This is a genomic window from Bradyrhizobium sp. URHC0002 (assembly GCF_054059515.1).
This window is the reverse complement of sequence record NZ_JBSSCF010000001.1, coordinates 8,612,635-8,632,758: the sequence shown is the minus strand read 5'-3', so window position 1 is coordinate 8,632,758 and position 20,124 is coordinate 8,612,635. Positions and strand designations below refer to the sequence as shown.

Annotated in this window: 16 protein-coding genes; 6 read left to right on the top strand and 10 right to left on the bottom strand. The window is 60.8% G+C overall.

The genetic code is table 11. The annotated features are described in order from the left end of the window. Window positions 1-58 precede the first annotated feature (58 nt). The 3 genes from ACVWVY_RS41650 to ACVWVY_RS41640 all read right to left on the bottom strand — a co-directional run bounded on the left by ACVWVY_RS41650 (window position 59) and on the right by ACVWVY_RS41640 (window position 4,008). Complete coding sequence (locus ACVWVY_RS41650) at window positions 59-1,354, bottom strand: sulfite oxidase (protein ID WP_456631825.1); 1,296 nt, start codon at window positions 1,352-1,354, stop codon at window positions 59-61. Window positions 1,355-1,718: 364 nt separating this feature from the next. After that, window positions 1,719-2,954: a TAXI family TRAP transporter solute-binding subunit gene (locus ACVWVY_RS41645; protein ID WP_456631824.1), complete on the bottom strand. Its 1,236-nt coding sequence runs from the start codon at window positions 2,952-2,954 to the stop codon at window positions 1,719-1,721. Between the two features lie 130 nt (window positions 2,955-3,084). Next, window positions 3,085-4,008 (bottom strand): hypothetical protein, encoded by a 924-nt coding sequence (locus ACVWVY_RS41640; RefSeq protein WP_456631823.1) that lies wholly within the window; start codon window positions 4,006-4,008, stop codon window positions 3,085-3,087. Between the two features lie 513 nt (window positions 4,009-4,521). Here ACVWVY_RS41640 and ACVWVY_RS41635 point away from each other — a divergent pair. After that, window positions 4,522-4,881 (top strand): hypothetical protein, encoded by a 360-nt coding sequence (locus tag ACVWVY_RS41635; protein WP_456631822.1) that lies wholly within the window; start codon window positions 4,522-4,524, stop codon window positions 4,879-4,881. Between the two features lie 162 nt (window positions 4,882-5,043). Here the strand turns inward: ACVWVY_RS41635 and ACVWVY_RS41630 are convergent, their stop codons facing one another. Then, window positions 5,044-6,837, bottom strand: coding sequence for an adenylate/guanylate cyclase domain-containing protein (locus tag ACVWVY_RS41630; protein WP_456631821.1), 1,794 nt, complete (start codon window positions 6,835-6,837; stop codon window positions 5,044-5,046). A 237-nt stretch (window positions 6,838-7,074) separates the two neighbouring features. After that, window positions 7,075-8,859, bottom strand: coding sequence for an adenylate/guanylate cyclase domain-containing protein (locus tag ACVWVY_RS41625; protein ID WP_456631820.1), 1,785 nt, complete (start codon window positions 8,857-8,859; stop codon window positions 7,075-7,077). Between the two features lie 312 nt (window positions 8,860-9,171). Here ACVWVY_RS41625 and ACVWVY_RS41620 point away from each other — a divergent pair, with 312 nt between their 5' ends. The 3 genes from ACVWVY_RS41620 (at window position 9,172) to ACVWVY_RS41610 (ending at window position 11,371) form a co-directional block, all read left to right on the top strand. Next, the gene (locus ACVWVY_RS41620) at window positions 9,172-9,786 is read left to right on the top strand and encodes a hypothetical protein (protein WP_456631819.1); all 615 of its coding nucleotides are present in this window, start codon (window positions 9,172-9,174) and stop codon (window positions 9,784-9,786) included. A 27-nt stretch (window positions 9,787-9,813) separates the two neighbouring features. Then, window positions 9,814-10,638, top strand: coding sequence for an alpha/beta fold hydrolase (locus ACVWVY_RS41615; protein WP_456631818.1), 825 nt, complete (start codon window positions 9,814-9,816; stop codon window positions 10,636-10,638). Between the two features lie 298 nt (window positions 10,639-10,936). Then, on the top strand, window positions 10,937-11,371 hold the full coding sequence (locus ACVWVY_RS41610; RefSeq protein ID WP_456631817.1) for a cupin domain-containing protein: 435 nt from the start codon (window positions 10,937-10,939) through the stop codon (window positions 11,369-11,371). 49 nt (window positions 11,372-11,420) lie between these two features. On the opposite strand, the gene ACVWVY_RS41605 is transcribed toward ACVWVY_RS41610, so the two are convergent. The 4 genes from ACVWVY_RS41605 to ACVWVY_RS41590 form a co-directional block, all read right to left on the bottom strand. Continuing rightward, complete coding sequence (locus tag ACVWVY_RS41605; protein ID WP_456631816.1) at window positions 11,421-13,124, bottom strand: amidohydrolase; 1,704 nt, start codon at window positions 13,122-13,124, stop codon at window positions 11,421-11,423. 254 nt (window positions 13,125-13,378) lie between these two features. Further along, window positions 13,379-14,365: a PDR/VanB family oxidoreductase gene (locus tag ACVWVY_RS41600; protein ID WP_456631815.1), complete on the bottom strand. Its 987-nt coding sequence runs from the start codon at window positions 14,363-14,365 to the stop codon at window positions 13,379-13,381. 10 nt (window positions 14,366-14,375) lie between these two features. Then, entirely contained in the window at window positions 14,376-15,128 is a 753-nt protein-coding gene (locus ACVWVY_RS41595) for a GntR family transcriptional regulator (protein WP_456631814.1), read from the bottom strand. A 4-nt stretch (window positions 15,129-15,132) separates the two neighbouring features. Further along, window positions 15,133-16,182 (bottom strand): aromatic ring-hydroxylating dioxygenase subunit alpha, encoded by a 1,050-nt coding sequence (locus ACVWVY_RS41590; RefSeq protein WP_456631813.1) that lies wholly within the window; start codon window positions 16,180-16,182, stop codon window positions 15,133-15,135. A gap of 288 nt (window positions 16,183-16,470) precedes the next feature. On the opposite strand from ACVWVY_RS41590, the gene ACVWVY_RS41585 reads away from it, so the two are divergent. Next, a complete protein-coding gene (locus ACVWVY_RS41585; protein WP_456632455.1) occupies window positions 16,471-17,514 on the top strand; it encodes a Bug family tripartite tricarboxylate transporter substrate binding protein in 1,044 nt (347 codons plus the stop codon). Between the two features lie 19 nt (window positions 17,515-17,533). Further along, window positions 17,534-18,550 (top strand): methyltransferase, encoded by a 1,017-nt coding sequence (locus ACVWVY_RS41580; protein WP_456631812.1) that lies wholly within the window; start codon window positions 17,534-17,536, stop codon window positions 18,548-18,550. 44 nt (window positions 18,551-18,594) lie between these two features. Here ACVWVY_RS41580 and ACVWVY_RS41575 read toward each other — a convergent pair whose 3' ends face one another. Continuing rightward, window positions 18,595-20,097 (bottom strand): flavin-containing monooxygenase, encoded by a 1,503-nt coding sequence (locus tag ACVWVY_RS41575; RefSeq protein ID WP_456631811.1) that lies wholly within the window; start codon window positions 20,095-20,097, stop codon window positions 18,595-18,597. Window positions 20,098-20,124 lie beyond the last annotated feature (27 nt).

Sequence of the window (20,124 nt, the reverse complement as noted above, 5' to 3'; positions counted from 1 at the left end):
CGATAGCCGGCGCAATCCAAGGCAGTCCGGCCATTGCGAGCCACGCAAACCGCAGCAATCATCCTACCAACACGGCGATGCGGTGCATGGCGTTGCCGCCATAGCCCTGCGGATTCCAGAAGCCGGCCTGATGCGGCTGCATCGCGCCCTTGGAATCGGTGGCGCGCGCCCAGATTTCGAAATAGCCGTCGGTGAGCAGTTTGACTGTCGCGGTCCAGCGCTGCCAATCATATTTGTTCTTCGGCTTTTCCAGCGTGGTGCGCTGCCAGCTCGCGCCGAAATCGGTCGAGATATCGACATCCTTGACGGTGAGATCGCCGGCCCAGGAGGCGCCGCGTAGTTTCAATTCCTTGGTGCCGGCGGCGAACTTGGCGCCGTTGGCGGGATTGGTGATGATGGAGCGCACCGGCATCGACTCCAGGATGCGGAAGTTGGCCGGATCGGCCTTGCCCCCGGGCACCATCGGCTTGATCGCCGTGCGATAGGAAAATTCCGTCATGCCGGGACCGTCATGCTCCCTGTCGCGGATGGTGATGCGCGTCAGCCATTTCTGCGACGCCGAGCCCGCCCAGCCCGGCACGATCAGGCGCACCGGCCCGCCATGGATGTTCGGCAGCGGTTTGCCGTTCATCGCCCACACGATCATCGTGTTCGGGTCCATTGCCTTTTCGATGCGCACGCCGCGCGAAATGCTCGGCTTGCCGGCGTCGCCCGACAGATGCAGATCGGCCGCGTAATGCGCGGTGTATTTCGCTGATGGCTTCAGGCCGGCCTTCTTGAGCAGGTCGGCCAGCGGCACGCCGGTCCATTCGGCGCAGCCCGCGCCACCATTGGTCCACTGGTTGCCGCGCGCCGGCGGCGAGAACGCCGCCCGGCCGTTGCCGCCGCACTCCAGCACCATGCGCCGCGTCACCGCCTTGTATTTCGATTTCAGCTCGCCGAGCGTGACCTCGATCTTGTTGTTCACTTCGCCGTCGATGGTGATCTTCCAGGCGTCGGGATTCTTCGCCTCCTCGGGGATCTGCCCGTTGTTGCGGATGTAGAACTTCTCGATCGGCGTGGTGTCGTCATCGAGCAGGCTTTCCGGTGTCTCGGCGACCAGCGGCTTTTCGCCGAGCACGACGAGGCCTTCGTTCTTGCCGGGGAATTTCAGGTGTTGCGGTCCCTTCTCCGGGGCGGGCGCGGCAGCCGGTGCCGCCTGTGCGTGGGCGCTCGGAATTCCGGCGCCGTTACCGGATAGCGGCATGGTGCTCCCAACGATCGCTCCCATCGCAGCCAAACCCGTGCTGCCCAGAAATCCGCGACGGCTGGCGTTGAAGCTGATCCCGCCGTTCTGCCCGGTTTCGCGCGCCATGATATTCCTCCCTTTACTGCCCGGTGTTGTGGGTTTTTAGCCGGGCTTCCGCAACGACTGCCATATTGGTCTGAATTGCACTTTGCTGGCTTGCCTCAAGCCCGAGGCAAGATGCCATTCGTGATCAGGACACCGCGCCAAACGTCCCCGCGCTCCGGCGGATGCACTGAACACGACGGGAATCGACGCGCGAACGGGCGAGCACCGTCCCTGGGGCTCGCCGTCGACTTCGCATGAGCTTCCAGCCGCCGGCTCCCCGTTCGCATCTACCTAAGGAGTCCCGATAACCGGCAGCGACACGTGCGTCGAGGCGGAAGATCGGGCCCCCGAGCGGATACCTCTTCTGGTGACTTTCTTGCGACGTCTATCGTGCCGCCGCCTGTTCGGCCTTGGACTCGGCGAGAATTTTCATGAATTTGGCGAAAAGGATTTCCCGTTCCTTGGTGGAGAGCGTGGTCCGACCGGACGAAGGGGCGTAGTTCTGCATAAACTTCTCGAATGCCACCCTCAGCTCGGGAGAGGATTGGTCGAGCGTGTCCGGTTTTCCGGATACGGTTTGATTTCGGTGGGCGGCAAGCCACTCGGCGGCGGGCTTAAACCGCACCCAACCAGGCATTTCGGCCGAAAGATTGACTTCGCGCCACTTGGGATGCCTCGACGGGTTGTTGAATTGATCGATCTTGCTGAAAAACGCGTCGATGAATTTGGCGACCTTCTTGTACCGCGGGGAATTCTCCGGCCAGGTATAGGCGACAAGCAGTGCCCGGTTCGCAATGGTCGGGACAGTGGTCCCCGGGGCAATCAGGTTCGGATAGCTTTGACTGGTGATTTCCGCGGGAAGATAATTTGCGAACAAATCGCGCAGGTCATGATTTTGCAGGCTTTCCTGATCGAGCGGGAGGAAATGTACGCCGTCTTCCTTCTTCACCTTCGACAGGGTGGCCTGCGGCGCTCCGGAGAGGATGATCATTGCCGAGATTTCTCCCGACGTCAGCCTCTTAAGTGCTTCGTCGTTGTCGTAGTAAGAGCGCTGCACGGGGATATTGAGGGAATTGAAAACGGTATCGGCGGTCACTTCAGTCTGGCTGTCCTTCAGGTTGAAGTTGACCTTCTTGCCTTTCAGATCGTCATAGGACTTGATTTCGTTTCGCGCGAGAACATGAAACTCGGAATTGTAGAGCTTCGTGATGTATTGAATGCGCTGCTCGACATTGGCATACAGCACCGGATCCTTCTTCTTCAGGAGCCGAAGATTGTCCTCGTCGACGACAGCCATGTCCATGTTCTTGAGAAACAGCACATCATTCGCGTTTTGAAGTCCGCCGACCCCAAGAACCGGCAGAACGCGCACGCCGTCCGGCCCCAAATCGTTCACGACGTTCCGGATGTCCTCGGTGAACCTCGCGCAGGTACATGAGATGCCGGATACCACGACCGTTACGGCGATATCGTTGGCCTGACGCTTTTTTTCCTCGTAACCGACCGCCGGCTTTTGGCTTTGGGCAAAAGCAGGACGCAAGGGGACGGTCAAGGATGCAAGTAACAAGAAGAACGACAGGCAAACGAAGAGATTTCTAGCAGTCGCGGTGAAGACGCCCATGACTTTTCCTTTTGCTGTGATCTGCGGCTCATTAAGTGCGTGCCGCGAAGTGAGGTCGCGGCCGAAATTCGGTGGACTCGGTGGATTCGGTTTGCGGTGAACATCCATCGGCAGTAAACGGCTTCGCCGATTATTGCCGCTTGCTTGCGAGCAGTTCGAGCCGCCGAGGCGCCTCCGCCGATCCGAATTTTTTGGCTTTCTCGTACCAGGCTCGTGCCATGGCTACGTCCGGCACGAAGCCATGGACGCCCAGCTTCTCCAGAATCACTGGATCGTAAGTTCCGGCGAGCGTCATGGCGGCGCGCGCATCTCCGGCGTTAGCTGCACGCCGCAGCACGAGGCGAGCCGCGGCGAGATCGCCGCTCGCAATCAAATCATCCGCTCGCTTGAGCGCCGAGGCGATTTCATTAGGATCGAGGCGGAGGATCGCGTCTCCCGCGATCACGGGTTCCGGGACAGGTGCCGGCGGCAGAGCGGCAACGGGCGCCGCGGCCGGCGGCGCTGCGGCCAGCGGTGCGGCGGCGCGGCCGTCCGGCATCGCACTCGTGATTTCCTCAGCCGTCGGCGCGACCGCGACCGCTGTGACGGCTCGAACGTTGGAGGTCTGGTTTGCCGGCGCCGATAGCCGCGCGGCATCGTTGGGATTCCTCAACTGCGTGTCACGTGCCGTCAATTGCGCGGGATCAGGCGGCAGCGCTGCGTAGGCCGGAAGGGAAGCCGAAATTGAATCCTTCGCGTTGACGATGATGGCGCGAGTGGCATCCGAAGAAAACATCGCGAATAGAATTGCTGCGGCCGCAGTCACCAAAACGCCCGCCAGAATTCGTGCCGAGACGGAACGTCTGCGGTCTTTGCGCAGCGGCGTTACGTATTCACTCGGATCCGGCTCTCCGTCGTAATCGGAAAGAAACGCGGGGACGGGATCTTCCGGGTGCAAATCGGTTCGGACTGAAAGTTCGAACTTGGAAGGCGCCACCCAGCAATCGGTCAGGGTTTTGTCGTGTATATCGACGTCGAGATCGTATGGTCGATAACGCGGTGTGTGGTCCACCATGTTGACGTTTCCCAATACTTTAACGCAGCGATTGGGGCGTTGCCGGAAATTTTTCTTATTGTTCTGGTTCCAGAGGCGCCCTGTTTCCTAGCATCGACTCAAGCGCGACGAATGGGTCCAAAAAGCGACCGAGGGTTGAAAAAAATTCTTCTTCCCGTTATCGGGCATACCAAGGTATGCGGCGGTTGATCTGGGGTATGCGGATATTGATCTCGGGTATGCGGGAATCGATCCAGGCGACTGTCGCCGACGTGGACGCCGTTGCGACGCGATCGTTATCCGTGGCTGGTCCATTTTTTGGAACAGCCAGGACGGAGTGCATCGTTCTCGCGAACGAAATGAACAGATCCACCTTCTCACGCTCCGAACATCGCCGCATTTCGGGCGCCTCAATTAGATCTTTGATAACTGCGACCTCGAAGCGCTCGTTCGCAAGCGAATCGGAAGCGGCTGGGCTGCCTTGCGCACCAGATTTGAATCGCCTCTCAACAGCCGGCCGTCTATGGTGCGCTGATGTTGCGCCTCGTGCTTCCATTGATTGCTATCGTCCTGTCGCTGCTGCCGGTCGTCGCGCCGGCTGCGCCGGCTCATAAACGGCCGGCGCCACGCTGGCACGGATACGGCTTCCTGCCGGGCTACCAACAGCCACCGAATAACAGCCTGCCAGCTTACAAGCAGAGAGCTGCGGTCTTGCGCATGGCGCGGAACAACCGGCGTCCCTGGTATATCGATCCAGTTCCAAGTTATTACGGGTACGATGGCGACTGGCACTATTTCGGCCGGCCCGGCTTTTACGGCGGTCGCTACAATGGCGGCAGCTTCGGCCCTTGCTGGACGCGGACGCCGATCGGGCCGATCTGGAATTGCGGCTGATTAAGCCGTTGCTTGAAGACTGCGCGCGTCTGCATCCGTTTGCCCGCAGCGGCGATTGATGGCGCCGAGCGGACATTCGCCGAAACTCGCATGTGCCATGAGCTGAAGTCGCCGCTCCGCTCGATCACCTCGTCGTCACGGGCGAGCACTTGGCTGCGTTGGTCATTCGGGCAGCCCGGCTTGGCGCAATCCTTCTTCGTAACGCGCAAGATTTTCGGCATGCCGATACGGACCCAGCACGTCTTTCAGATTGGATACTCGTAGCGCGGGATTGATCTGCCGCAGCCGAGCCACTGCCTTATGTGCTCGCTCCGGGCATCCGGCCATTGCATTGCTTGCAGCGTCGATGCGTAATCCAGATTGAAAATTTGGATTGTCCTGCAACGCCATTGCCGCCCACGATGCCGCTTCGTCATAGCGGCGCAGGAAGAAATGTGCGTGCGCGGTCCCGACTCGCATTCCTATTACCCGCGGACCGAGTGGGCTCAGGCGCATGGCGCGCGCGAAACGCTCAATCGCAGATTCCTGCTCGCCGAGCCAGTTCTTTGCCCAGCCGCCGCAAAAAAATGCCTCGGCTAAATTAGAATTAAGCACGAGCGCGCGATCGATTAATGCGGCGCCTACCTCGAGATCGTTAACAACATACGCTAGCGCCCAGCCGCTGTCGGCGAGTGCGATCGCGTCATCCTTGCCCAAGTCAACCGCCCGTTGAGCGAGCCTCGTCACTTCGGCAATCTCGTTCGCTGTGTTTGAGATCCAGCCATTGGCCTTGGCAAAGGCGAAGCAAAAGGCAGCACGACCGTAGGCGGACGCAAAATCTGGGTCGAGCTCGATCGCGCTATTGAACAGGCGCAATGCATCGTCGTTCGCTTGCCGGCCAGTATACTGATAAAACCTGGCCAAACCGCGCAAATAGAGGGCATAGGCATCGAGACTCTCGGTCGGCTTGAGCTTGGCGCGCTCGATCTCGGCTTTTTCCACCGCTGGCGCGATCGCCCCGACAACGCTCTCAGTCACCTGATCCTGCAGATCGAAGATGTCGCCGAGCCCACCATCAAACCGGTCTGCCCAAAGATGTGCCCCAGTGGCGGTATCGACGAGTTGTCCCGTGATGCGCACTCGGTTTGCCGCTTTGCGAACGCTGCCTTCCAACACGTAGCGCACCCCAAGCTCGCGCCCGACCTGCTTCACGTCGACGGCGCGCCCCTTGTAGGTGAAGCTCGAGTTGCGGGCGATGACGAACAGCGCCTTGAAATGAGACAGCGCCGTGATGATGTCCTCGGCCATTCCATCAGCAAAGTAGTCCTGTTCCGGATCACCACTCATGTTGGTGAATGGCAGAACAGCGATTGAGGGTTTGTCGGGGAGAGCGAGCGGCAAGGCAGTCTCGATCGGTGGTTTTGTTAGCATTGCCGGCGAAAAGCTCGGGCCGATGCGCACGCGCCAGACGCGCATTGGCTCGGCGATATTCTTCAATACCTGCGGACCCATATCGTCATAATCGATACCGATCTTGCCTCGAATTTGCCGATGAGCATCGTCTGAAATGCTGACGCCGCCTGGTTCTGCGATCCCTTCGAGACGCACCGCGATATTGACCCCGTCACCGAAGATATCGTTCTCTTCGATGATTATATCACCGACGTGAATGCCGATTCGAAATTCGATCCGCTTGATCTGCGGCACATCGATATTTTGTTCGGCCATGCCGCGTTGGATATCGTCGGCACATCGCACGGCATCGACCACGCTGGCGAACTCAACGAGAGCGCCGTCCCCGGTATTCTTGACGATGCGTCCGTGATGCTCAGCGATTTTGGGATCGAAAAGCGTCTTTCTGAGAGCTTTCAGTTGCGCCAGCGTGCCTTCTTCGTCGATCCCTATTAAGCGGCAAGAGCCCGCGACATCCGCCGCCAGAATAGCCGCCAGTCGCCGCTCTACGTGCTCGCTGCTCAAGATCGCCCCCCGGGCTCGGGGAAATTGAATGGTTATATAGCAGGATTGCGGGCCGATGTCCGCCAATGCAGACGTCCGATCACTTTTGGAAGCTTGGCCTGGTGACAGAGATGTCCGTTCGCCCCTCAGAAGCGGACATCGTCAGGTGACGACGGCAGGTCCGAAAAGTGCCATGAGCTGAAATCGCCGCTCTGCTCGATCACCTCATCGTCACGGGCGAGCACTTAGCTGCGATGGTCATTCGGGCAGCCCGGCTTGGCGCAATCCTTCTTCGTATCGCAAAAGGTCTTCGGCCCGCCTGAAAGGGCCCAACACGTGTTTGAGAGTGGAAACACGTAGCGTCGGGTTCAGCAGCCGCAGCCGGGCCAGGGCCTTATGTGCTTTCTCCGGCCGCCCGGCCATCGCATTGCTTGCGGCGGCGATCCGTAATCCAGGTTGATAGTCCGCATTGTCCTGCAATGCCATTGCGGCCCACGACGCCGCCTCGTCATAGCGGCCCAGGAAGAAATAGGCATGCGCGGTCCCGCTTGGCATTCGTAACAGCGACGGATCAAGTGGGCTCAGGCGCATGGCACGCGCGAAGCGCTCGATCGCCGCTTCCGGCTCGCCGAGCCAGTTTTTTACCCAGCCGTCGAAACTCCATGCCTCGGCCAAATTGGGATTGAGCACAAGGGCGCGATCGATCAAGCCAGCGCCCACCTCGAGATCGCGAACGATAATCGTTAGCGCCCACCCGCCGGCGGCGAGCGCGATCGGGTCATCCTTGCCCAACTCAACCGCCCGCTGGGCGAGCCTTGTCACCTCAGCAATCTCGTTCGGTGTGACTGAAAGCCAGCCATTGGCCCTGCCTATGGCGTAGCAATGGGCGGCACGACCGTAGGCAGATGCAAAATCCGGGTCGAGCTCGATCGCGCTCTTGAACAGGCGCAATGCCTCTTCGTTCGCTTGCCTGCTTGCAACCTGATAAAATCTGGCCAACCCGCGTAAATAGAGGGCATAGGCGTCGAGACTCTCGGTCGGCTTGCGCCTGGCACGCTCGATCTCGGCTTTTTCCAGCGCTGGCGCGATCGCCCCGACAACGCTTTCAGTCACCCGGTCCTGCAGATCGAAGACGTCGCCGAGCCCGCCATCAAACCGGTCCGCCCAAAGATGTGCCCCGGTGGCGGTATCGACGAGCTGTCCCGTGATGCGCACTCGATTTGCCGCCTTGCGAACGCTGCCTTCCAACACGTAGCGCACCCCAAGCTCGCGCCCGACCTGCTTCACGTCGACGGCGCGTCCCTTGTAGGCGAAGCTCGAGTTGCGGGCGATGACGAACAGCGCCTTGAAATGAGACAGCGCCGTGATGATGTCATCGACCATTCCGTCCGCGAAGTATTCCTGTTCCGGATCGGAGCTCAGATTGGTGAAGGGGAGAACGGCGACCGAGGGTTTATCGGGCAGAGCAAGGGTCTCCTCAACAGGCCAGCGGTTCGGCACGGCTGGCACGGCGCGACCGTATGGGACGCGCCAGACCCGCATCGGTTCGGCGATGTTTTTCAAGGATTGCGAACCCAAATCCTCAAACGTTACATCTACCTTGCCACGAGTTTGCCGACGAGCGTCGTCCGAGATGCTGATACCGCCAGGCTCTGCAATCCCTTCGAGACGCACCGCAATATTGACCCCGTCACCAAAGATATCGTTTTCCTCGATAATAATATCACCGACGTGAATGCCGATGCGGAGTTCGATACGCTTGTCCTGCGGCACGTCGATATTTTGTTTGGCCATGCCGCGTTGAATTTCATCGGCACATCGGACGGCGTCGACCACGCTGGCGAACTCGGCAATAGCGCCGTCCCCGGTATTCTTGACGACGCGTCCGTGATGCTCAGCAATTTTGGGATCGAAAAGCGTTTTTCTGAGCGCTTTCAGTTGCGCCAGCGTGCCTTCTTCGTCGATCCCTATCAAGCGGCAGGAGCCCGCGACATCCGCCGCCAGAATAGCCGCCAGTCGCCGCTCGACGTGCTCGCTGCTCAAGATCGACCCCCGGGCTCGGGGAAATTGAATGGTAATATAGCAGGATTGTGGACCGATGTCCGCCAATGCAGACGTCGGATCACTTTCGGAAGCCTGGCCTAGTGACAGAGATGTCCGGTTCGCTCTCGGAAGCGGACATCGTCAGGTGACGACGGCAGGTCCGAAAAGTGCCAGAAGCTGACATCGGCCCAGGATATTCACCGCATCCAGTACGGGCCAGTTCGTCACCGATCAGGCGAGCCGGGCCTTGTGCTTCGGCAGTCCAGGGTCGAGGATGGCCCTAGAAATTGGCTTTAGCTATTCGGCGCGACAATGGGGGTTTTCGTGCGAATTCCTTTTAGCATCGGCGTTGGATTAGCGCTGCTCGCCGGACCGGCGTCGGCACAGAAGACGGACCGCCCCGAAGTCAAGGTTGGAGATCGATGGCAATTTGTCCGCTATTACAGTGAAGCCTCGACGAAGCCGAACCTTACCTGGGCGATCGATTCCGTTACCGAAACCGAAATCTCGGGGACCGAGAATGGGGAGCCATTGCGGATGACCCCTGATCTGGGCGTTATCGACTCGCCTGAGAGAAAACAGTCGAACCCCAAGGCACTCAGCTTTCCGCTCGAGGTCGGCAAGCGCTGGCGCTACGCCACGGACTGGCTCTTCAAGCCGAAAGGGTCCATGGGGAGCATTGTGGTCGACGTGGAAGTGGCCGCACATGAGAGGATCGTAGTACCTGCGGGCGAGTTCGAAGCGTTCAAGCTGGTGTCGAAGGGTTGGGTCAGCGGAACATCGCCTATAAACAGCCAATTCGACGCGGTGATCACGACCACCTATTGGTATGCTGCAGGGCCGCGCGCCATCGTGAAATCCGTGACCCATAACCCGTACCTCGGCGCGTCTACGGTCGAAATGGTAGCGTTCCAACTGCAACCATAGAAGTGTGTCGCGCAGGGGGTAGACGTCGTGAAAACGCCCCACAAGATCAAGGATTTTGCGGTCGTCAACGGGACGACGCTTTACTACGAGAAGCAAGGAACCGGCACCGCGGTTCTTTTGATCGCCGGATCGACGGGAGATGCGGGCAACTTCACGCGAGCGGCTGACCTGCTGGCCGACGAATTCACTGTCGTGACCTACGATCGGCGCGGTAACTCGCGGAGTCCTCGCCCGACAGGCTGGACGGCGACGTCGGTGGCTGAACAAGCTGACGACGCGGCGGGCCTCATTGACGCCCTTGACCTCGCGCCGGCTGTGGTCTTTGGCGCGAGTGCCGGTGGCTTGATCGCACTGGATTTAATGATCAGGCATCCGGCGGTCGTTCGGGCGGGAGTTGTGCAGGAGCCGTCGCTCTTCTCACTATTGCCTGATCCGATGATCGCTCTTGCACCACGACGCGCGTTACTTGAGGAAGCTCTCCGGACAGGAGGGCGTCGCGAAGCGATCGAGGTGCTCATGCGCTACCTTAACGATGATGCGGTATTCGCGGCGATCCCAGGCGAAATCCTCGAGCGAATGCTCGGCAATGCCGACACGATTCTCTCGATCGAGAGCCCAGGTTTTGCGAGTTGGCAGCCCAAGACCGAAGACCTCACGAGCCTCACCGCGCCAATTGCGCTTATGTTCGCCAATGAGACCTTGCCCGCCTACAAAGAGGTTACGCTCGCGTTGGCCAAGCTGCTCAACGCAGAGGTGCTGATCGTCCCAGGTCGCCATGGCTTCTATCTTTATCGGCCGCAGGATCTCGCAGACGGGCTCCGGCAGATGGTGAAATCATTGCTACAACGCTGAAGTTGCTTTGAACACCTACTCCGCTGATAGCGCGAGCGGTTGTCATACCATTGCATGTTCGCAGGGCCAGCAGGCAAGACTTCCGGTATGGGTCAAACTCGGAAGTGGCGGCGGTGGCCAGGCAGGTCTGATCTATCCCCAACAACAGACATTCGCCGCTCGAGCGAACACGTCCGTTTGGTGCCAAGAACCGACATTGGAGCCGGTGGATGCATGAGGTGCTGAATGATAGCATCCAGGTCCATCGGATCGGAGCATCAGCATGACCCAGGCTCAGACCGCGGCGTCACGGGGATATGTGCTTGGCGCCACTGAAGGCGAACATCTCGTTCATTTTCGCGACGCCGGCAATATCTTCATCAAGGCGGGCCCCGCCACAGGCTCGGACAATCTTTGCTTGGGTACTCAGCAGGTACCGGTCGGTGCGGGCATTCCGATCCACCGACACTTGCAGATGGACGAAGCCTTCTACGTTCTGGAAGGCCGCGGAATTTTCACATTGAACGATGCACAACACCCCTTCGAGAAGGGTGGAACGATATTCATTCCCAGCAATGCCTGGCATGGATTCGCCAATCCCGATCACGAACTGCTACTGCTCTGGATCATGGCGCCCGCCGGCTTGGACGGTTTTTTTCGCGACACCTGCAATCCGCCCGGGGTCCCGCCAAAGCAGCTGACCCGGGAACAGGTCAACGAGATCGGCCGCAAATATGCGACGGAATACCGATAATCGGCCCTCGCAGGATCCCAAAGGGCCCTGTCCCAGACGAGGCTGCGGTTCAGCGCTGAAAGACGACCTTGCCGCCGACCAGCGTCAGGTCCGCCTTGATGTCCTTGATCTGCTCTTCCGGCACTTCCATGTAGTCCGCGGAGAGCACCACGAAGTCGGCAAGCTTTCCGGGCCGGATCGTCCCCTTCTGCGCTTCCTCGAAGGTGTAGTGCGAGGCCGCACTGGTGTAGAGGCGCAGGGCCTGCTCGCGACTGATGGCTTCCGAAGCGCCGTAGACGTTTCCATTCGGATCCTTCCTGGTCACCATGATGTACATGTTCAGGAACGGGTTGACCGGATTAATGGGGAAGTCCGTTCCGGCGCCGAGACTGTCGAGCCCCATTTTCGCGATCAGCGTCCTGGTCGGCACGGCGCGGTCAGCGGTCGCCCGCCCCAGAAACCGCTCGACGGTCGCGGCCTTGTCCCACATGAAGACGTTCTGGAAATCGATGCGGACTCCCAGCCTGTGCGCACGCTCCAACTGCTCCGGCCTGATCAGACTGGCGTGGATGAGGACGAAACGACGATCCCGGATCGATTTTTCCTTGTCGGCTGCCTCGAGCGCGTCGAGCACCTGGTCGATACCGAGGTCGCCGACGACGTGCACGCCGACACGCCAGCCGTAGCGGTTGCAGATCGAGACGAGTTGCTTCAGCCGTTCAGGCGTTTGCTGCGCGATGCCGTGGTAGTTGTCATGTGAATCGGGATAGACGTCGCGCATGAGCGCGGTCTTCAGCGTCATGCCGCCGTCGTAGAAGATCTTGATGCCGGCGAATTTGAGCCAATCGTCGCCAAAACCCGACGAGGCCCCGTTGCCCGACATGATCGCTTCCCACGCGGTCAGATCGGCAGGGGGCTCTGGCCGGAACATCACGCCGGTGCGCAAGGTCGCTTTTCCGGACGCGGCAAGCTTCTGCAGCGTACGGATATCGCGGGCTTCCGTTGCGCCTTCGACCGCGCTCGTGATTCCGAAGCTGTTCAGCACGCTTTCGGCAATTGTGAACTGCCGCATTTCATCGTCTTCCGTCCACGGCGGCACGGCCTTCTCGACCCGATCGATTGCGGTCTCGACGAGGACGCCAGTCAATTCACCGGCAGCGTCGCGCTCGAAGGATCCGCCGCTCGGATCCGCAGTGGTCTTGTCGACCGCTACCTTTTGCAGAGCCATGGTGTTCGCCATCGAGAAATGCCCGACGGTGCGCAGGTAGACCGGATTGTCCGGAGCGACGCTATCGATCTCCTGCCTGGTCAGATAGCGTTTCTCGGCGAGTTGCGACGGCGGATGCCACGCGCCACCCACGATCCACTCGCCCGGCTTCTTCCTGGCCGTGAATGCCTTGATCGCCTCGAGCGCTTCCGCGACCGTCTTCGCTCGGCTCATGTTGACGACATAGTCGGCAAGACCAGCTGCCTTGAAGTGAGCGTGAGTATCGATCAATCCGGGAATGACGGTCTTGCCAGACACATCGAGCACGCGCGTCCGAGCGCCGGCAAGCGACCTGATCGATGCGCTGCTTCCAGTCGCGAGAATCTTTCCTTCCCTGACGGCGACCGCCTCAGTCACGGTCGATTGTTCGTCCAGCGTCAGCACCTTTCCGTTGATGAGGACGAGGTCAGGCGCGTTGAGGTCTCCCTGCTGGGCGGCCGCAGGTGCAGCGCTTGCGAACCACATTCCCGCCCCAACAACCGCAAGCGCCGTCAACTTGCAGACCATCGCATCCTCCTCGATCCAATTTGTTCAATAGGCGAACATTTGTTCTATTTTTTTAGAGTAACTCCCATCTCGAAGCGGTTCAACGCTTCTTGGACAAAGCCTGCGCGGACATTTCTGGTTTATGAGCCCACGACCCGTTCCGCCGAAAGGCTGAGCTTCCGCTCGCGCATGCGGCGGAGGGGCGGGGTGGCGCTGCCGCAGCGAGTGACACCGTTCGGGTGGAGAGAGTTTTCGCCACTCGCAGCGAAATTCGCTTAATGATGCGCGGCTTCCGGCCGGTACAGCGTGTCGATGGTGACGACACCGATCGCGCGAGACACGCAGGGACAGATCTTGCGATTGTCGTGCTTCTGCTGGTCGCTGAAGAACACGTCGCGATGATCGATCTCGCCCTCGACGGCAACGACATCGACGGCGCAGACGCCGCATTCGCCGCGCTGGCAGTCCGAAATCACCTCGAAGCCGGCGGCGTTGAGCGCGTCGAGCATCGAACTGTTTTGCGGCACGACGAGTTCGGTGTCGGTATCCTTCATCCGCACGCGGAATTCCGCGGTCGGCTTCAGGCCGCTGGACCCGAAGGTTTCGTAGCGCAAGTCAGCCGGCGCGCGTCCCGCGTCGTTCCAGGCGCGCCGCGCCGCCTCCAGCATTCGCATCGGTCCGCACATGATGGCGATGGCATCGTCAGGCAACGCGCCGAAGGTGGCATCGAGGTCGAGCCGCGCGCCTTCGTCGGAGGTGTGGACGATCAAGAGATCGCCGAGCAGCGTCGATAGCTCGTCGAGGAAGGCGGCATCGCCGCGCGATTTGACGGCGTAGTGCAGGGGAGCGTCGATATTCCTGCGGCGCAGGGCGGCTGCGATACCTGTGATCGGCGTGATGCCGATGCCGCCGGCGATCAGGCAGTAGTTCTTCCGCGTCCAGTCGATTTCAAGCAGGGACGCCGGATTTGAAGTCTCGATCCGCGCGCCCGGCCGCAAATTCCACATGCCGCGCGAGCCGCCGCGGCTGTCCGGCGCCAGCCGGACCGCAATGCGGTAGGTGTTGGGATCGCTGTTCTCCACCAGCGAATAGGAGCGCCGCGCCGGCTGTCCGTCGATCAGCACGGTAACGCCGATGTGGCTGCCGGCCGGGTAGGGCGCTACATGGCCGTTCTCGGGGCGCAGTCTGAATTCGCGGATCGTGGGCGTCACGTCGTAGACAGCTTCGACGGTGCACCAGCTCCATTGCTCGGCAAAACGCATGGGCGCTTTCCTATTCGGCTGACGATTTGAGCAGAGCCAGCGCAGGCATCAGTTCGAGATGCGTGCGGTTTCGGATCGCGAGCCGCAGATTGCGCGCGGCAAGCCGCGAATGCTCGCGCATTACGGCCTCGGCCCGCGCGCCCTCGCGGTTCTCGATGGCGTCGACCACGATGCGATGATGATCCTGCCCGAGCAGCAGGATCTGATGCGCCTCCGGCAACGCCGACTGCGCCATCACGAAGGCGCTGGGAGAGGCGAACGGCAGCGCCGAGACGCGATCGATTTCGCGGATCAGCGGTGCGCTTGCGGAAAGTTCGTTGAGCAGCGCGTGAAAGCGCGCGTTCATGGTCACATAGGCGGAGAAGGCTTCGACCGACATCGGGTCCTGGCGAACCAGTTGGTCGAGATCGCCGAGGCATTCCTTCAATGGCTCGAGGCTGCGCGCGCTCGCGCCACGTTCGGCCGCAAAGCGGGCGGCGAGGCCTTCCAGCGTGCCGCGCAGTTCGATCGAGTCCAGAATGTCGCGTTCGGTAAAGGCCTTCACCATGAAGCCGCCGGAGGGGATCGCCTGCAGCAGGCCTTCGTCCTCCAGCCGCACCAGCGCCAGCCGTACCGGCGTCCGCGACACGCCCGTGATATCGACCGCCTGCAATTCGCTGATGCGTTCGCCTGGGCGCAGCCGCCCCGACAGGATCATGTCGCGCAGCGCGAGTTGCGCGCGCACGGTCTGCGAGACGGAGCGCTCGGCGTCGCGTTCGCTCATGTTCTTACTCCGCGGCCTGGACGGTCTGCGGTCCGGTTTCGCGCGCGACCATGCGGTCGATCACGCGCCGCGCCCACATCGCGCCCGCATCGATGTTGAGGTTGTAGAAGGTGCGGTCGGGGTTCTCGTTCATCGCGCGCTGCTGCGCTTCGAGGATGATTTCATCCTCGTGGAAGATGCCGGCAACGCCGTCGCGGATTTCGGTGGTCAGCTTCTGCTCGGTGGTCCGGTAACTGCGGACGAAGGCCCAGAAATAGTGACAGGTGGTGGCGGTTTCCGGCGTCATGGTGTTGAGCACAAAACCGTTGACGCCCTGCGAGCGGTCGCCTTCGGGCGCGCCGGTGCCGGCAGGTGCAACGCCGACATCGATATTGACGGTGCCGGGCGCCTGGAAATGGATGATCTGCCAGCGGTCGACCGGGCCCGGCTTCTGCAACTGCGCCGCCCAGAACGGCGGCGCGTCGATGCCGTGCATCCAGCGCGTCACCGTCACGGTCCTGTCGCCATGGGTGACATCGAACGGGGCTTCGGCGACGTGGTCATTGCCGATGCTGGAGCCGTGCACGAAGGCCTCGTGGGTCAGATCCATCAGATTGTCGACCACGAGGCGGTAGTCGCACTTGACATGAATGGTCTTGCCGTCGCCGGCCCAGGCCGGATCGTCGTTCCAGTGCATGTCGGGCACCAGCGCAGGGTCCGCCAGCGCCGGATCGCCCATCCACAGCCAGATGAAGCGATGCCGTTCGACCACGGGGTAGGAGCGCACGCAGGCCGACGGGTTGATGGTGTCCTGCGAGGGCATGTAGGTGCAGCGGCCCTGTGCATTGAATTTCAGCCCGTGATAGCCGCAGACGACGGTGTCGCCATCGAGTCGTCCCTTGGACAGCGGCACCAGCCGGTGCCAGCAGGCGTCCTCCAGCGCACACACCTGTCCGTTGGACTGGCGGTACATCACGACATGCTTGCCGCAGATCGTGCGGGGAAACAGTGCGTGCTTGAGATCGACATCCCAGGCGGCGGCGTACCAGGCATTGAGCGGGAACGATGACGGCATGACTGCACTCCCTTCAGTGTGCAGGATGTATACAGATACAGCGATGGAATGGCAAATGGGGGCAATAAAAGTATTAAAATACCTCCATAGTATACAAATTCTTTGTGAATTATCTCATTTCGCCAACTCCGGTTTGCCGCCACCCTGATCGTCGGCCAGCAGGGCTTCTGCGCACGGCAGACCGGCACGTGTCATCGAAGCACGTGACCGCTGCGGTCGCCTGAGCAACGGCCGACGAAAGCTGCAGCGTCGATCCAAGCCTGCAACCAATGGGAGGCAACCGTGACGATGTTCCCGCTGATGTCTCGTGGTTCAGCCTCGACTGCTGATCGCCTGGCTCCCGGAAAGTCCGGTTGGCGCAACGCGCGGCGGCTGCGCGCGCTCGCGGGCGTTGCGGCCTTGGTCATGGCTCTTGTCGTGCCCGTGTCTGCGAGTGCGGATTGGCCCGAGCGGCAGGTCAAGCTGATCGTGACGTTTCCGCCGGGGAGCGCCAACGATGCCGCGGCCCGGATTTTCGCCGACGCGCTTGGCAAGAAATGGGGCAAGCCCGTCGTCGTGGAGGATCGGCCCGGCGCCGAGGGCACGATCGGCGTCGGTTCGTTCGTGGCAAGCCATGATGATCATGCGCTGTTGTATACCGTGGCCGGCTCGGTCACCGTCGCGCCGATGCTGGTCGAGAAGCTGCCATACGACGTCAACAGCGATCTGGTGCCGATCTCTGCCACCACTGCGATCGTTTTGACGCTCACGGTCAGCAACCAGCTATCCGTCAACAGCATCCCGGAGCTCGTCGAGGCGTTGCGGGCCAACCCGGGGAAATATGCCTGGACGTCGGGGCCGACCTTGCCGCGGTTTGTCTTATCGGCATTCCTGAAGCAACGCGATCTCAAGATGAACTTCGTCAGTTATCGCGATGCTTCCCAGCCCCAGGCTGATCTGGGCGAAGGCCGGATCCAGGCGCTCCTGACGTCATTGACGGCGTCGTCCTCGCCCGTTCAGGCCGGAAAGGCGCGCTTTCTGGCCGTCGCCAATCCAAGCCGCGCCGCCACGCTGCCCGACGTCAAGACCGTTCGCGAACTCGGTTATCCCGAGCTTGAAATCGAGGGCCTGGCGGGAATTTTTGGCGGCAAGGCCGTATCCGAAGCGCTGCGAAACCGAATTGCCGCGGACGTTGCCGCGATCTGTGGGGATGCCGATGTTCGCCGCAAACTGGAGGCAGGCGGGCACAATGTGCTGAGCGGCACGACTGAGGAACTGAAGGCAGGGATCGAAAAACAGCGATCGGCAATGAACGAACTAGCCAAGATAATCGATATCCGGAATCCGCAATAACTGGGTGAGGGGAGACACGATGGCATCGCAAGTATCGGTCCTCAAGCTTTTCGATCTGGTTCAGTCGCACCGTGTGACCGCCGTGATTTATGTGGCGGTCAGACTAGGTATTGCCGAGCTGTTGCGGGGCGGACCGCAGACGCTCGGCGAACTCGCAAAGGCAACCGGCGCGCATGAACGGTCGCTCGGACGTCTGCTGACCGTGCTTTCCACCATCGGCATATGCGAAAGGACTGGCGAAGGTTCTTACGCATTGACGGAGGTGGGTGCCGGCCTCGACGGCGAAGCGGCGCAATCATTAAAGGGCTGGGCAATCTTTGAAGCCGAAATGCTTTCGAAGCGCTGGAGTGGAATGCTTGAATCGGTGATGACCGGCAAGAGCGCGGCGGAACTGCAAGGCCTCGCCGATAGTTTCGAACTGATGGGTCGATCGCCTGAGACCGTCGACAAATTCAATACGGCGATGACGGAGCTTACGCGGCTGGTCACGCCGGATATCCTTCGCTCCTACGATTTCAGCGGGTTCTCCCACCTGATGGACGTCGGCGGCGGATCCGGCGAATTGCTCGGCGCCATCGCGCAACAAAACCCTAAACTGCGCGGAACGGTTTTCGATCTTCCGCGCTGTGCCGAGGCCGCAAGCAAACATCTCCGGCAGATCGGCATCAGCGACCGCGTGGAATTCGTCGCCGGCGATTTCTTCAAATCCATTCCGGCGATCGCGGATGCAATCATCCTCAAGAGCATCATCCACGATTGGAATGACGCGCGCAGTATCTCAATATTGCGAAATTGCCGCGAGGCACTCCCGAGCAAAGGCAAGCTGCTGTTGGTCGAACGGCTGATGCCGGAAAAGCCGGCCGCCACGGACGAGGACAAGGCGCACGCGTTGAGCGATCTGAACATGCTTCGCGGGCCGGGAGGGTGCGAGCGCACCGAGGGCCACTACCGCGAATTGCTCGATCAAAGCGGCTTCGATCTGGCTACGGCCCATCCAGCCGGCCGCTTCAACGTGATCGAGGCGCATCCCGCTTGAAGAGTGCCGGGCGAGGGGACGCAGCCCTCACCCGTCGTCAGGCGTCAGCCGTAAACGAACGCCTTGTCCTTGAGGTCGATCGCCGGGAATTCGTCCTTTTCCGCCCAGTAGTCCTGGTTGTGCTGCCATTCCGGCTTTTCGCCGCGCTTGGGCAGCAGATGCATGCCGCGCATCATGTAGCCGGGATTGAAGTTTTCGGGATCGATCCAGGGCAATAGCGGCATGTTGTGGTCTTCGGGGCGGAGCTGCGTCGTCACTTTTTTCGCGCCGGTCGCTTTCATGTGATTGAGCATCCGGCAGACGAAGTCCGCGACGAGGTCGACCCGCAACGTCCAGCTCGCGCGGAAATAGCCGAACACCCAGACGAGATTCGGCACGCCGGTGAACATCATGCCGCGATAGGTCACGGTGTCGGCGAAGTCGAGCTTCTTGCCGTCGACGGCAAATTCGATGTCGCCATTGGCCGAGAGGTTGAAGCCGGTCGCGGTGACGATGATGTCGGCTTCGAGCTCCTTGCCGGATTTCAGCAGAATGCCCTTTTCGGTGAAGCGGTCGATCTCGTCGGTGACGACGGAGGCCTTGCCGGACTTGATGCCCTGGAACAGGTCGCCGTCCGGGATGAAGGCGATGCGCTGCCGCCACGGCCGGTACTTTGGCGTGAAATGCGTCGCGATGTCGTAGTCCTTGCCGAGATAGGCTTCGACCGCCGACAGCAGATCCTTCTTGGCCGCTTCCGGCTCCTCAAAAGTCTTGCGGGTGAAGGCATCCTGGTCGAACAGGATTTTTCGCCGGGTGATCTCGTGAATCCAGGTCTCGTCGACCTGCAGCTTCCGCAGTTCCTCGGCGATTTCGATCGCGTTGCGCCCGGTGCGGAAATAGGTCGGCGAACGCTGCAGCATGGTGACATGCGCGCAATCGTTGGCCAGCGCCGGGATCAGCGTCGCCGCGGTCGCACCCGAGCCGATCACGACGACGCGCTTGTTCTTGTAGTCGATATCTTCAGGCCATTTCTGCGGATGGATGATTGGGCCCTTGAATTTAGCCATGCCCTTCCACTCCGGCGTATAGCCCTCGGTGTGGCGGTAATAGCCCTGGCACATCCAGAAGAAATTGGTGGTGAAGCGAAGCTGCTCGCCGGTGTCGGTCCGCGTGGCCTCGATGGTCCATAGGTTTTCCGCGCTCGACCATTTCGCCGAGGTGATGGTGTGCTGGTAGCGGATGTGCCGGGAAAGATCGTTCTCCTCGATCACGTCGCCCATGTATTTCAGGATTTCGGCCGCGCTGGCGATCGGCGCTGAAGTCCACGGCTTGAAGCGGTAGCCGAAGGTGTGGAGATCGCTGTCGGAGCGAATACCGGGATAGCGGTGGGTGGTCCAGGTGCCGCCAAAGGTCCTTTGGGCTTCCAGCGCGACGAAGCTCGTGCCCGGGCATTGCGTGGTGAGGTGATAGGCCGCGCCAACCCCGGAAATGCCGGCGCCGGCGATCAGGACGTCGAAATGCTCCGTCGTGCGCGGCGACGCCTTGTCGATCTGGATTTGAACGTTCATCTGCCCTGTTCTTTTTTCGTTTGTTGT